At 71.3% G+C, this 12,742-nt stretch carries 9 protein-coding genes; 2 read left to right on the top strand and 7 right to left on the bottom strand.

What is annotated here, in order from left to right:
• A complete protein-coding gene (locus LXN57_RS11480) occupies positions 1 to 1,863 on the top strand; it encodes a nucleoside-diphosphate sugar epimerase/dehydratase (RefSeq protein WP_251798035.1) in 1,863 nt (620 codons plus the stop codon).
• On the opposite strand, the gene LXN57_RS11475 is transcribed toward LXN57_RS11480, so the two are convergent.
• Positions 1,829 to 6,634 carry a PDDEXK-like endonuclease domain-containing protein gene (locus tag LXN57_RS11475; protein WP_251798034.1) on the bottom strand — a complete coding sequence of 1,602 codons (4,806 nt, stop codon included), beginning with the start codon at positions 6,632 to 6,634 and terminating at the stop codon, positions 1,829 to 1,831. The genes LXN57_RS11480 and LXN57_RS11475 overlap by 35 nt on opposite strands.
• 91 nt (positions 6,635 to 6,725) lie before the next feature.
• Between LXN57_RS11475 and LXN57_RS11470 the strand changes: the two genes are divergently transcribed.
• Positions 6,726 to 7,199: a nitroreductase family deazaflavin-dependent oxidoreductase gene (locus LXN57_RS11470; protein ID WP_251798033.1), complete on the top strand. Its 474-nt coding sequence runs from the start codon at positions 6,726 to 6,728 to the stop codon at positions 7,197 to 7,199.
• A 193-nt stretch (positions 7,200 to 7,392) separates the two neighbouring features.
• Here the strand turns inward: LXN57_RS11470 and LXN57_RS11465 are convergent, their stop codons facing one another.
• From LXN57_RS11465 to LXN57_RS11440, 6 genes are all read right to left on the bottom strand, one after another.
• Positions 7,393 to 8,982 carry an acyl-CoA dehydrogenase family protein gene (locus tag LXN57_RS11465; protein ID WP_251798032.1) on the bottom strand — a complete coding sequence of 530 codons (1,590 nt, stop codon included), beginning with the start codon at positions 8,980 to 8,982 and terminating at the stop codon, positions 7,393 to 7,395.
• A 416-nt stretch (positions 8,983 to 9,398) separates the two neighbouring features.
• Positions 9,399 to 9,965, bottom strand: coding sequence for a GAF domain-containing protein (locus tag LXN57_RS11460; protein WP_251798031.1), 567 nt, complete (start codon positions 9,963 to 9,965; stop codon positions 9,399 to 9,401).
• Positions 9,962 to 10,537, bottom strand: a complete 576-nt coding sequence (locus tag LXN57_RS11455) for a GTP-binding protein (RefSeq protein ID WP_251798030.1) — start codon at positions 10,535 to 10,537, stop codon at positions 9,962 to 9,964. The genes LXN57_RS11460 and LXN57_RS11455 overlap by 4 nt, the downstream gene beginning before the upstream one ends.
• Positions 10,515 to 10,889, bottom strand: coding sequence for a DUF742 domain-containing protein (locus LXN57_RS11450; RefSeq protein ID WP_251798029.1), 375 nt, complete (start codon positions 10,887 to 10,889; stop codon positions 10,515 to 10,517). The genes LXN57_RS11455 and LXN57_RS11450 overlap by 23 nt, the downstream gene beginning before the upstream one ends.
• Positions 10,886 to 11,320, bottom strand: coding sequence for a roadblock/LC7 domain-containing protein (locus tag LXN57_RS11445; protein WP_221382223.1), 435 nt, complete (start codon positions 11,318 to 11,320; stop codon positions 10,886 to 10,888). The genes LXN57_RS11450 and LXN57_RS11445 overlap by 4 nt, the downstream gene beginning before the upstream one ends.
• A gap of 34 nt (positions 11,321 to 11,354) precedes the next feature.
• Positions 11,355 to 12,731, bottom strand: coding sequence for a sensor histidine kinase (locus tag LXN57_RS11440; RefSeq protein WP_251798028.1), 1,377 nt, complete (start codon positions 12,729 to 12,731; stop codon positions 11,355 to 11,357).
• Positions 12,732 to 12,742 lie beyond the last annotated feature (11 nt).

The raw sequence follows: 12,742 nt of genomic DNA, 5'->3' as shown, positions 1-12,742 counted from the left end.
ATGGATGCGCATGCGTGGTGGCGCCGGCGCCTTCTTCCCTTGGCCGTGGACGGCGCCGCGTGGGCGGCCGGACTGAGCGCCGCGGTGCTCACCCGGTACGAATTCGCGATGGACGGCAGGCGAATCTGCGGACTCGGCGTCGCCGTGACGCTGGCGGTCGTGCTGCAGTGCGGCATCGGCCACGCCCGGCACCTGTACCGGGGCCGGTATGCCATCGGCAGCTTCGAGGAGGTCCGTGCGGTCACCAGCACGGTGGCCGCCACCGCCGGGCTGTTGCTGGTTCTCGACTTCGTGCTGTGGTTTCGCCCGGTGCCGGTCAGCGCTCCTCTGCTCGGTGGCATGGTGGCACTGGTCCTGATTCTGGGCGCGCGGTATCTGCGCCGGCTGCAGTTGGTCCGCAGGGACCGGCCGAACCTCGGGGCGGCTGCTCCGGTGCTGCTGTTCGGGGCCGGTCGCGCCGGATCGCTCCTGGTGCGGTCGATGCTGCACGACCCGGCCGGCCGCTACCTGCCGGTCGGCATCATCGACGACGACCATCGCAAGCGCAACCTGCACATCCTCGGTGTCCCCGTCGTCGGCCGGCGTGCGGACATCGCCTCGGCTCTGGACCGGACGGGCGCCGGCATGGTGGTCTTCGCGGTGGCCAACGCCGACCGGGAACTGGTGTGCGACATCCGCGAGCGGGTGCTGGCGGCGGGGGCACAGTTCAAGGTGGTGCCGTCGGTCACCGAGCTGGTGGACCATCCGGTCGGGGTCCGCGACATCCGCGACGTCGAGGTGACCGACCTGCTCGGCCGGCACCAGATCGACACCGACTTGGACTCCGTCGGGCACTACCTGACCGGCAAGCGGGTGTTGGTGACCGGCGCCGGGGGTTCGATCGGATCCGAGCTGTGCCGGCAGATCCACCGGTTCGGGCCGAGCGAGCTGCTGATGCTCGACAAGGACGAGACGGCGCTGCAGGGGGTCCAGCTCTCCATCGACCCGGAAGCCTCGCTCGACGATCCGTCCGTGATTCTCGCCGATCTGCGGGACCAGGCCCGGATCCGGGAGGTGTTCCGCCGGCGTCGGCCCGAGGTGGTCTTCCACGCTGCCGCGCTCAAACACCTCACGCTCCTGCAGCGCTATCCCGGCGAGGCGGTGAAAACCAACATCTTCGGTACCTTGGCGGTGCTGGAGGCGGCCGAGGCTGTGGAACGCTTCGTGAACATCTCCACCGACAAGGCCGCCGACCCGATCAGCGTGCTGGGCCTGACCAAGCGGATCACCGAGCGGCTCACGGCGGACACCGCCCAGCGGCGCCCCGGCACCTTCCTGAGCGTCCGGTTCGGCAACGTGCTCGGCAGCCGCGGATCGGTGTTCACCACGTTCAGCGCACAGATCGCCGGCGGCGGGCCGATCACCGTCACCGATCCCGAGGTGACGCGCTACTTCATGACGGTCCAGGAGGCCGTCCACCTCGTCATCCAGGCCGCGGCCGTCGGGCGCGACGGCGAAGCGCTGGTGCTGGAGATGGGCAAGCCGGTGCCCATCGCCGAAGTGGCGCGCCAGATGGCCGCGCTCGCGCCGGAACCGGTCGAGATTCGCTACATCGGGCTGCGGCCCGGTGAGAAGCGGCACGAGGAGTTGTTCGGCGCGGGTGAGGTGGACCGCCGCCCGATCCACCCGCTGATCGCGCACGTCGAGGTGCCCCCACTGGAGCCCGCTCGGGTGGCGCGGCTGCACGCGGACGAGGATCCCGAGGTGCTGATCGCTCAGCTCGTTGAACTCTGCCACGGCGTGTCGGGCCTGCCCCGGCACCTCGAGGCCACGGCACGTCCGGGCGCCCTCAGCCCACCGGAGGGGCTTCCGCGCGGGGCGTAGCCGTCTCCGGGGGCGCCTCGGGCACCTCAGGCGCCTCGGGCAGCGCGGCGGTGAGCACCGCGATCGCCCGCTCCGCCGGGGACGGCGGTGGGCGGCCGCCGGCCGGCGACGCGATCGCTTCCTCGATCGCCGCCCGCAGCCGCCGCTCCTCGGCCGCGCGGTCCCGGTGCCAGGCGGTCGACCAGACCTGGTGCAGCCGCCAGCCGAGATCGACGAGCAGTTCGCCGCGCAGCCGGTCGCGATCCCGGGCGGCTACCGAGGCGGGATAGCCGGGTCCGTCGCACTGCACGGCGAGCGCGTAGACCTCACCCGGGTACGCCGGATGCCGCACGGCGAGGTCCACCCGCCAGCGCGACGTGCCCACATTGCGGCGCACGGTGTAGCCCCAGGAGGTGATGGTGGCGAACACGGATTCTTCGAAGGGTCCCGGCTGCGGGGCGCGATCGTCGTGCGGGGCCGGTACGGGGACACCGCGCTCGGCGTAGGCGAGATACGCGACCAGCGCCTGGACACCCTCGCTGTCCGACTCGGGGATGTCCCGCGCCCGGACCGAGCTGACGATCTCGATCCGGCGGCGGGCCCGGGTGATCGCCACGTTGAGCCGGCGCCACCCGTACGGGCGGTTCAGCGACCCGAAGTTCGCGCTGATCCGGCCGTCCTCGTCGTGTCCGTAACCGATCGAAAAGATCATTACGTCCCGTTCGTCGCCCTGCACCGACTCGAGGCTCTTGACGAAGAACCCGGAGAGCCGGGCGTCGTGGGCTCCCGGATCGAGGACCAGTTCCGCACCCATCGCCCGCTCCACGGCTCGCTGGATCTCGTCGGCCTGGGCCACCGAGAAGGTCACGACGCCGAGGCTCTGGTCCGGCCGGGTGGCGAAGTGGTGCACCACCCGTTCGGCGACCCGCTGCGCCTCGATCGGGTTGTGCCGGCCGGCGCCCCGCCGATAGACCCCCGGAACACCGAAGAGCTCGAGACCGGTGTCCGGTCCCTCGGCGTTCGCGCTCGGGAAGGTGATCATGCGCCCCTGATAGAACCGGTGGTTGGCGAAGGCGATCAAAGACTCGTGCCGGCTGCGGTAGTGCCAGGCGAGACCGAGCTGCCGGAAGGCGCCACACCCCTTGGCGAGCTCCAGGATCGAAGCGAAGTCGTCGACGTCCGTCGCCGCACCGTCCACGCCCGCCGAAGGATCCGGCACCGCCGCGAAGAAGCAGGGCGGCGGAAGCTGCCGTTCGTCGCCGGCCACGACCAGCGCCCCGGCACGGTAGATGGCCGGCATCGCGTCGGCCGGCGTCACCTGGGACGCCTCGTCGAAAATGACGACGTCGAAGCGGATGTCCGGCGGCAGGTACTGGCTCACCGACAGCGGAGACATCATCAGGCACGGCTTGAGCCTGTGGACCGCCGCACCGGCCCGGGCGATCAGCTCGCGGACCGGCAGGTGCCCGCTCGCCTTCAGCGCCTCCCGGAAGATCAGCCGGATCTGCTCCGCGTCGGCCGGGGGCCGCGCGGAGAGCCGGGCGAGGACCTCGGCGGGCGCCGCCGCGACGAGGCGGCGGTCGCCGTGCCGAAAGCCGGCGACCAGATGATCGCGGTCCTCGCCGCGCTGCGGCCGGAGCCGGCCGTCGGTCAGCAGGATGCGCTCGGCCCACGCCTGGTACACGGCCCGGCGAAGCACCGGAACCACGTCACGGGCCTCGACGTCGCGCTCCGAGCAGAACTCCACGGCGGTACCCAGGCCGAGCTCCGCGAGCTCGTCACGGGCGGCGAGATGGCCGAACCACTCCTCGGGGCCGGTGGCGTCGTCGCGAAGGTCGTCGAGCAGCCGCCCGGCGCGCTGGTAGTCGTCCAGGTCCGCGCTCAGCTCGTCGTGCCGAGCCGGAGCGAACGCCGCCAGGAGGGCGCGGCGGTCCCGCTCCCAGCCAGCGACCAGGTCCGGGAGGGCGTCGTCGGGACGGGACGCGGCCAAGGCCCGTACCTGTTCGTCGGCGAGCGGCCGGTCCGCGCCGGTGATGAGCCGGCGGGCGGCGGCGGCCCACCCGAGGGCGGCTTCCAGCACCCGATGGTCGGCGTCGGGGGGCACCTGATCGGCGCCGAACAGGCACTCGTACCGGCGTGCGTCGACATTCAGCTCGTCCTGCGCCTCGACGGCCGTCCGGCGCAGCTCGGCCAGCCGCTGGACCTCCGCGTAGTCCAGGTCGCGTCCGGTGGCGGCACCGAACGCACGCATCGCGCGGGCGGCTGTCCGCAGCGGCGCCACCTGGGCCCTCAGCCAGGCGACGGCGTCCTCGACGCTGCCGTCAGCGAGCCGCGGATGGGCGGGCTGCCAGCGGTCGAGGTCGGCCCGGGCCGCGGTGGCCAGGCCGATCGACTCGAGGTCGGTCTCGGCCGCGCAGACGTGGCGGACGACGGCCGGCAGCGCCTCCGGCGGAGCCCAGCGGACCGCCTCCGCAGCCACCTGGATGGCCGCGTCGAGCGCCGGGAAGTCGGTCGCCGGACCGCGCCAGTAGCCGCCCAGCACCATCGCGTACGACTGCTCCGCCGCGGCCAGTCCCCATCGGGCGCGCTGCCACGCCAGCGCGGTGTCGAGGCGCGACATGGCCTCCCGCACGTCGGCCCCGGGGCGGACGAACGCAGCCACCATCCGCTTGTCCCGGCGGTATGCCGGCCCCAGCCGGCGAAGACCGCGGCCGTGGTCGGCGACGCTGGGGATGATCCGGTCGAGCGGCTGGCCCAGGATGGCCTCGGTGAACATCGGCCGGGCCCGTGCCTCGGCCGCGGTCAGCGTCTCCAGGCACCGTCGCAACGTCACCGCGCCGGCCGAGACGGTGGCGAGGACACCGGGACCGAACCAGAACGGCTCGGGCCGGTACGGCCGGCCACTCAGCTCCGCGAGCGCGGCGAGCCTGCGCACGTCGGCGAAGACCACCACACGCGGCAGCCCGAGCCGGGCGGTCGCCAGGTCGAGATTCACCCGGTGCTTCTCCCACCGGCCGCCCTCGTCGGCGTACCGCCGCGCGAGGTCGTCGGCCGCGTCGGCGGTCAACGCGGCCGGATCCACCGCTACGTCGGGCAGCTCCGTGTCGGTGGGCAGCGCCGACCAGGGCACACCGGCGCGGGTCCGCACAGCCTCCCGGGCCCGCCGCACTGCGGCGAGCCGCAGCTCCAGATCGGCCAGGGCCGCCTCGGCCGGCGCCAGGCTCGGTGCGGTGAGCCATGCGTCGCGAGCCTCCGGCGGCCGGCGAGCGGCGTGCGCGAGCAGGTCCACGAGCAGACCGGCTCGGCTCGGCCGGTCCACGTCGAACGCGGCGGCCACCTGGGCGTTGCGGCGGGTGGCGGCGACGAGCCGGCCGAGCGCGAGTCCGGCCCGGGTGAGCACGTCGTCGAGCGGCCCGCGTTCGACGACGTGACGCCACGGGAAGCGGCTCTCGGCGGCGGCCCGCCAGGTGTTCGCCAACCGTTCGGCCGCGTCCTCGATCCGGCGCATCGCCTCGGCGGTGAGCGTGGCCCGTGCCAGGTCCGGTACCGGGGCGTCCGGAAGCCCGGTGAACTCGGCGCAGATCCCGAGGGCGTCGTGCAGCGTCGCGCCGAGCGGCTCACGTACCTCGTTGACGGCCGCGGCGTAAGCGGTGAGCCGCTCCCGCACCGGCCGCAGGCGATCGTGCGTTCCGACCGGCGGCGCGGGAGCCCGGTCCACGGCGGCCGCGAGGGCTGCCGCGACCTCCTTCCGGCCGGCCTGCCTACTGTGCAGATCCAGCAGGTACGGCTCGAGTCCGGCCTCGGCCAGCCGGCGGCGGACGACGTCCAACGCGGCCGCCTTGGTCGAGACGAACAGGATCTGCTTCCCCGCCGCCAGCAGGCAGGCGATCATGTTGGCGATGGTCTGCGACTTGCCGGTGCCGGGCGGGCCGTCCATCACGAAGCTGTGTCCCGCCACCGCGGCCGCCACGCAGGCGCGCTGGGACCCGTCCGCGTCCAGCACCAGCGGCACGTCCTCGGGGGGTGCCTGCTCGTCGACGGTCGCCGGGGTGAGCGGGACGAAGTCGAAAGCGGCGCCGGGCTCCCCGGTGGTGGCCAGCGCCCGCACCACCGGGTGGGCCACCACGCGAGACTCGTTGTCGAGCAGATCCCGGTACAGCGCCTCCTTCTGAAAGGTGAAGCAGGACAGCAGGGCGATCGGTTCCAGGCGCCACCCGTCGCGGCCGGCGATCGTCGCTTCCAGCCGGGACCAGAACGCGGCCAGGTCGCCGTCCGCGAGCGGGTCCTCCATGGGCAGGCGCACGCCGAGTTCCCGCAACCGGATGGCGAGCGCCGGATTCACCACCGGGTCGTCGTCACGCCAGCGCAGGCGGCCCAGCTCTCCCGCGCGTTCGCCCGCGCGTCGAGGGGCCAGCGTCACGGGGACCAGCAGGGCCGGGCTGACACACTCGGCGTCCTCCTCGTCCCTCCAGCGCAGCTCACCGGCGGCGACGTACAGCACGGACATTCCGCGGTCGAGATACTCCCGGTCCGCGGTCCGCTGCAGGCGCCGCAGCACAGCGGCGGTCAGCCGGTCGGCGCCCGGGGCGGACTGGCCGGGTATCGAACCGCGGAACGCGCATTCGCCGGTCGCGTGCAATGTCCGTACGAGTTCCGCGGGCGCCGGATCGGTGAGCTCGACGAGGGAACCCTTGGCGGCCCGCAGGTCGACCAGCCGGTTGGTCGCTCCGAGGTCCACGAGCGAGTCGCGCCACACCCGCAGTGCCGCGCGTACCTGCTCGTCGTCACCCACACCCCTGATTGCAGCAACTGGCTCCGCGGCGTGCTGCCGTTTCACCGAAGCTGCCCGAGCCGGGCCGGATGTGTTTGGATGTGCCGTGCGGTTGAGCGAGGTTGTTGTCCGACTGGGTCATCGACGGTGGTTCGCCGCCGCCGGGCGGTTCCTGATGCCGCTCGACCGGCGGTTGATCCGGCTCACGCGGGGGCGCCTCTCGGTGATCGGTTGGCGGACGGCGCCGCCGACGCTGCTGCTGACGACGCGCGGGCGAACCAGCGGCCTGCTTCGCGAGCGGCCGCTGCTGTACGCGCGAGACGGTGACGCGTACGTGGTGCTGGGCTCGAACTGGGGTCAGGCCCGGCACCCGGCCTGGTCGGGCAACCTGCTGGCCGACCCGGCCGCCACGATGACGATCGCCGGCGAGACCACCGCCGTGCGGGCCACGCTGCTGGAGGGATCGGAGCGGGACAGGGTGTGGCCGCTCCTGCTGCGGGTGTGGCCGGCCTACCGGGACTACGACGCACGCGCCGACCGCACCCTGCGGATCTTCCGGCTCGAGCCCGTCCGGCAACTCGGCTGACTGTCACCGGGACGCCGGTGAGGGAGTGGTTCGGCCTGCGGCCCAGCTGGGGAAGTGCACCACCGCCTGGAACACCGATTTGCCCACCACTTTCAGATAACGAACCCGATGACGGCCACCCGATCACGGTGGCAGACAGGGGGTTGTCAGCGCCAGAACGACGGAGACTGCGCCGGGGGCAGCTCCTGCCGTGTCATCTGAGCAGCGGGTCGGATCGCCACTCTTCGGCGGGCCAGCGCCGTTGGTCCACGTCGCCGATGACCTGGGCGTAACCGGCGACGTGCTGGTCGAACTCCGCCTTGGTGGGCAGACTTCCACGGGAACCGGGCTGTGCATTGCGAAGCCGCCGCTGTAGCTGGTTCTCGGCCCACGCGGCGGTGTAACCATCCATCGCGGAGCGGGTGGCGGCTTCGCTCGTCACCATTGTCAGCAGGGTCCAGCACACCAGCTCGCCGACCACAGCCGCGTGGATGTGCTGGGCGGCGACATCGTCGGGACGGTCGGCGCCGATCTCCGCCACCTGGTCGATCAGCTTGAGCACCGGCGCGGTCGGACGGGTCTGGCGCACGAGTTTCGTGAACCGGTCGGGATGTCTGACCAGCGTGGTGCCCAGGTACACCGTGATCGCCTCGGTGGAGCCCTCGAAGATGCGGAACAACCGGTAGTCGCGAAAATGCTGGCCGACGGTATTGGTGTCGAGGAAGCCCCGGGCGCCCAGCACCTGCAGGGACGTGTCGATCGCCTTCCAGCCGAGCTCACACCCCAGGATCTTCGCGCAGAAATACCACGCGTCGGGCACGTCCTGCCCCGCGTCCCGCCACGTCGCAATGCGGGAGATCAAGGTCTCCACCGCTTGAATCGTGGCCGCGGTCTCGGCCAGCACCTCGCGGATGCGGCCGTTCTCGGCCAGCGAGCCGGTGGCGACCTCGCGGCCTTGCGTGAATCTCTGCGCCAGCTCGAGAGAGCGCATGGCCGCCCCCATCGCCATCGCGGCCAGCACCGCACGGCCGCCCATGAACGCCGCTTTGGCGGTGGCGAGGCCGTTTCCCTCGGCCCCCAGCAGCGCGGACGGGGGCACTCTGAGGTTGTTGAAGGTGAGATCGTACTGGGGCACTGCCCGCAGGCCGAGGGTGAGCATCTCCGGACCGATGGCGAAACCCGGTGTACGGCTGTCCACCAGGAAGCCGGTGATGCCCAGGGGACGGCCGCGCTCATCGCGAAGCCCGGCGAAGATGTTGACGTACCGGGCGTCGCCGCCCAGCGAGATCCACTTCTTGGCGCCCTTGATCGTGTACGAGCCGTCCGGGTGCCTGGTCGCAGTGGTGGTCATGCCCCGGACGTGGGAGCCGATGCCGGGTTCGCTGATCGCGCTGGTGGTCAGGGCTTGTCCCGCGGCCAGGCGGGGCAACACGCGGCCCTTGACCTCGTCGGTCGCGGACAACAGGATCGGCGCTATGCCGAGCGTGTTGTGCACCGCGCAGAAAACGGCGAGGTTGGCATCGATGGCTCCCAATTGAGTGAACAGCCGGTTCAGGTCGGAGTGGGACAGATCCTGTCCGCCGAGTTCGCGGGGGACCTGCAGGCCGAGCAGGCCCGCTTCGGCGAATTCCGATATCATTGCGGGCGGTAATGAGCGGCGCTCGTCCATCAACCGGGAGTTGAGGAAATTCTGAGCGTACGTGCGCAGGAATAGCAGCATGTCCGCTGTCGACGATGATTTCGGCCGGTCCTTCGTCGCCGCGCTGAGGGCAGCGTCCTGATTCATGGCCTTGGCGTCCGTCATTCGCTCCTCCGGGGATGTCGATATTCGCCCGTCGGATTTCGACGCTCGGCTGAATATCGCGTGCAGGCGCCGGCGCTGACTCGGGTATGAGGGTTCGCCGAGAATGGTGGCGGCACGCAGTAATCCGGTGCTGGCAGCAGACCTGTCCAGGGTCCTGGGTCTACGTTTGTCCCTGTCCCGACCGAACTCTACAGCGGGGCTCTTGGTTCCTCAACGGGGTCGCGCGGTCACACGCGGTGATGGTCGCCAGTTGATGTCCACGGCGGGAGCGAAACGCCGTGGCCGAGCCTGGACGCATGCCGCTCCTCCAGGGCGGCCAGCCGGATAGGGCGGATTCGCCCCTTTACACGATGCATGCTGACCGGCGGGCGCCCGAAGAGAGCTGCCTCGCGGGAGGAGCTGTGGGAAAACGGCGGCTAATTGCCCTCGCGGGTGTGGATCTGGGCGACCAGCTCCGCGGCGAGCGCCTTGATCGTCTCGAGCCCCGGCCGTCCCCAGGGCCGCGGTTCGACGTCGACCACGCAGACCGTGCCCAGGGCGACACCGGTGCGATCGATCAGCGGAGCGCCCAGGTAGGACCGGGTGCCGATCTCGTCCACCACCGGGTTGCCGGCGAACCGCGGATAGTCGCAGACGTCGTCGAGCACCAGCGCCTTACGCCGGACCACGACGTGCGGGCAGTATCCGTGCTCGCGCGAGAACGTGCGACCGGCCAAGCCGGCGCGGAGAGCGGCCGGTACCGATGCGCTGGTGTACAGACCGCCCAGGTACTGGCGGTCCTCCTGAATGAAATTCACCATCGCGAGCGGCGCGCTCGTGATGGCGCCGACGCGGCGAGCGAATTCGTCGAGTTGCGGATCCGCGTCGTCGCCCAGGCCGAGCTCCCGCAGCCGGCGCAGGCGGGCAGGCACCTCCGGATCGGCCGGGGTGAGCAGATGGCGTCCGGACGGGTCGTAGATCATGCCGGGGCTCCGTTCGGTCATCGACAGGCTTGCTGGGCGAGGAGGTGCTGCATCAAGCCGATGAGCACGCCGGTGGCGGACCGCTGATCGCGCGCGTCACAGAGCACGATCGGCGTGTCCGGCTTCAGGTCGAGAGCACTGCGTACGTCGTCCGGCTCGTACCGGCAGGTCGTGTCGAACTCGTTGACCGCGACCAGAAAGCCGATGCCCCGCGACTCGAAGAAATCGACCGCCGGGAAGCAGTCCTCCAACCGGCGGGTGTCGGCCAGCACGACCGCGCCCATCGCGCCGCTGGACAACTCGTCCCACATGAACCAGAAGCGCTCCTGCCCGGGCGTGCCGAACAGATAGAGCACGTGTTCCTTGCTGATCGTGATACGGCCGAAATCCATCGCGACCGTGGTCGTCGACTTGCCCTCGACACCGGTGAGCCGGTCCGTGCCCACGCTCGCGGTGGTGAGCAGTTCCTCGGTGTGCAGCGGCTCGATCTCGCTGACCGCGCCGACGAACGTCGTCTTGCCCACGCCGAAGCCGCCCGCGATCAGCAGCTTGAGCGCGGACGGGAACCCGTCAGATTCGTCGTTCAAGGGCATCGAGGATGGCCTCCAGTACCGTCAAGTTGGTGGAATCAGCCATCGGGTCGGGGGCGCGGGTGTCCACCACTCCCCAATCCACCAGGTCGGAAAGCAGGATCTTGGCGACGACTGCGGGCAGCCTCAGCCGCGCCGCGACCTCGGCGACCGTGGTGAAGCTGCCACAGAGCCCGAGTGCCTGGGCGTGCTCCGGTCCGAGCTGACCCTGCGGGCGGCGGCCGGTGGCGATCACCATCGACAGCAGCTCCATCCGGGTGGTCGGTTCGGTCCGGCCGTTGCTCACTGTGTACGGCCGGATGAGGCGTCCCGCGGCGTCGTCGAACCAGTGCTCATCGGTGTCCAGCACGCTCACCGTCCGCGCACGTCCAGGAACTCGGGCTCATGCCGGGCCGGCGTGGACAGGTACGGCCGCACGCTCTTGACCATTTGCGCCATCTCGTAGCCCAGCACGCCCGGGTCGGCCGCCTTCCCCGCCACCACCGCGAGCACCGCCCCGGAGCCGGCCGCCGAGACGAACAGCAGCGAGTCCTCCAGTTCGGCCACCACCTGCCGGACGCGGTCGCTGCCCCCGAACCGGGTACCGGCGCTACGGGCCAGCGAGAACAGCCCCGAGGCGACCGCGGCCAAGTGGTCCGCACCGTCGTCGTCGAGCCCGTGGGCGGCCTTGCGCAGCCCGTCGGACGACAGAAGCAACGCGCTCCGGGTATCCGGAACGCGGTCGATCAAGCCCGACAACAACCAGACCAGGTCCTGAGACGTACGTGCGGAATCGGTGCGCGACATGAGAGCCGGGCCTTTCTGGGATCGGAACCACTGGTCAGCCATGACTGTCGGGGCGAGGCGGATCCGCCTCGCCCTGCGAGACGCCGCTCATGAACGACGCCATCAGGCCCGGTTGGTGTTCACCGGCCGGTTCCGCCGTCGGGTGCGACGGGCCGAGCTGCAGTTGCGGGGCCATGTGGGTCTGCCGGCGGCGGCGCGGCAGCGGGGGTCGCGACGGTGTGGCCGGCGCCGGCTGCTGCGCAACAGTCGCGACGGCGGTCGGCCGGGCCTCGACGGGGCTACGCCCCGTGTGCGGCAGCGACACGGCGTCCGGAGGGACCTGAGCCATCGTGACGGTCGGACGGTCGGACTGACCGAGCGGCCGGGTTTGCACCGGAAGTGGTTCCCGCACCGGGATCCGCTGCTGGAGCGGAACCCGTCGCTCGAGCGGAGGCCGCTGCGCCACCTCGAGCGGTTTCTGCGGCTGAGCCGGACCCGGCGGATGCTCTGCCGGGGGCGCGGCTTCGATCGCCGAAGCCATCAGCAGGGGCGGCAGGATGATCACGGCTTGGGTGCCGCCGTAGATGTTGTTCTGCAGCTGCACGACGATCCCGTGCTGCCGGGCGATCACCGAGACCACGTAGAGCCCGATCCGTCCGTCCCGCAGCAGGTCGTCGAGGTTGGTGTCGTCGGGGTTGACCAGCAGCTGGTTGACCCGGTCGAGATCGGCGCGCTGCATGCCGAGCCCGCGGTCCTCGACCTCGATCGCCATCCCGGAGGCGACCTGCTGCGCACGGAGCAGCACCTGGGTGTGCGGCGGCGCGAACATCGTCGCGTTCTCGATCAGTTCGGCGATCAGGTGGATGACGCTGGCAATGGCGTGCCCGGGCAGCGTGCCGTCGATCGGCGGCACCAGCTTGACCCGCGAGTAGTGCTCGACCTCGGCGATCGCCGAGCGCAGCACCTCGGTCAGCGCGACCGGCCGGCTCCACTGCCGGCGCGACACCGACCCGCCCAGCACCGCCAGGTTCTCCGCGTGCCGCCTGATCCGGGTCGCCAGGTGGTCGACCTGGAAGAGGCCCTTGAGCAGGTCGGGGTCCTCGACCTCGTTCTCCAGCCCGTCGAGCAGCTTGATCTCCCGATGCACCAGCGACTGCAACCGGCGGGACAGGTTGACGAAGACCTCGACGTGCCGGCCCCCGGCGTGTGCCGCCGGGCCATGGGCGGTTTCCACCGTCTGCGCCTGTGCCTGCCGGAGCCGCTCGGTGAGCTGGTCGACGTCGGCACGGGCCGCCATCAGCGCGGCTCGGGACTCTGCGGCCGAGGCCTGCAACTCGCCGGCCCGGTAACCGGAGTAGCGGACCGCCCAGACGACGGAAAGGGCCGCGCCGAGCACGGCGACCGCGGCGATCAGATAAGGGAGGGCGACCATGAGCATCCTTG

Origin of the sequence: Paractinoplanes hotanensis, from assembly GCF_023717965.1 — a bacterium.
In the GTDB taxonomy this organism is placed as follows: domain Bacteria; phylum Actinomycetota; class Actinomycetes; order Mycobacteriales; family Micromonosporaceae; genus Actinoplanes; species Actinoplanes polyasparticus.
This window is presented reverse-complemented; position numbering and strand designations above follow the sequence as displayed.

What these genes read in the sequence shown, in the direction of transcription:
- LXN57_RS11480 (WP_251798035.1), top strand. Translation starts at nt 1, where the DNA reads ATGGATGCGCATGCGTGGTGGCGCCGGCGCCTTCTTCCCTTGGCCGTG.
- LXN57_RS11465 (WP_251798032.1), bottom strand. Translation starts at nt 8,982, where the DNA reads ATGACGGACGCCAAGGCCATGAATCAGGACGCTGCCCTCAGCGCGGCG.
- LXN57_RS11460 (WP_251798031.1), bottom strand. Translation starts at nt 9,965, where the DNA reads ATGACCGAACGGAGCCCCGGCATGATCTACGACCCGTCCGGACGCCAT.
- LXN57_RS11455 (WP_251798030.1), bottom strand. Translation starts at nt 10,537, where the DNA reads ATGCCCTTGAACGACGAATCTGACGGGTTCCCGTCCGCGCTCAAGCTG.
- LXN57_RS11445 (WP_221382223.1), bottom strand. Translation starts at nt 11,320, where the DNA reads ATGTCGCGCACCGATTCCGCACGTACGTCTCAGGACCTGGTCTGGTTG.
- LXN57_RS11440 (WP_251798028.1), bottom strand. Translation starts at nt 12,731, where the DNA reads ATGGTCGCCCTCCCTTATCTGATCGCCGCGGTCGCCGTGCTCGGCGCG.